A 538-nucleotide genomic window follows, 5' to 3' on the forward strand; every position below is an offset into this window, starting at 1 on the left:
CGCTTGGCAGGCCGGTGCTAGCTTCTCGACTGAAGTCGAGCTGGTCGGACCAATGATCGTGGCCGATGCACGCCGGATCCTAGCCCTGGGAGTCGAAATCAAGGCGTTGGAAACGCGGTTGGAAGCCTTAGTGCGCGACTCCGACCTGGGACGCAGGATTGACTCCATTCCAGGTTTTGGCTTGATCTGCAGCGCCGAGTTGGCCGGCGAGATCGGTACGTTGGAGCGTTTCACGCAGGAGGGGAGCTTGGCCATGTACGTTGGCATGGCGCCGCTGGACTACCAGTCTGGTAGCACACACCGCAGCCGACGACCGCGCCAGGTCAATCGTCACGCCAAGGCGGCGATGATGGTTGGGGCCGCGGCACACGCCCACTGTTGTGAGCAAGCGGCGGCCTACTATGCGAAAAAACGTAGCGAAGGCAAAGCCCACAACCAGGCTGTACGCGCCTTGGGACGGCAGCTATGCCGAGTACTGTGGTCCATGCTGCACGGTCAACGCGAGTATCGCTTACCTGGCTTCGAACCAAAAAGCATT

General features: G+C 60.8%; 1 protein-coding gene. It reads left to right on the top strand.

The annotated features are described in order from the left end of the window. Positions 1-52: 52 nt before the first annotated feature. On the top strand, positions 53-538 hold a 486-nt coding region (locus tag H3H36_RS26355), incomplete at its 3' end, for a transposase (RefSeq protein WP_182220990.1).

The organism is Rugamonas fusca, from assembly GCF_014042365.1.
GTDB lineage: Bacteria > Pseudomonadota > Gammaproteobacteria > Burkholderiales > Burkholderiaceae_D > Rugamonas > Rugamonas fusca.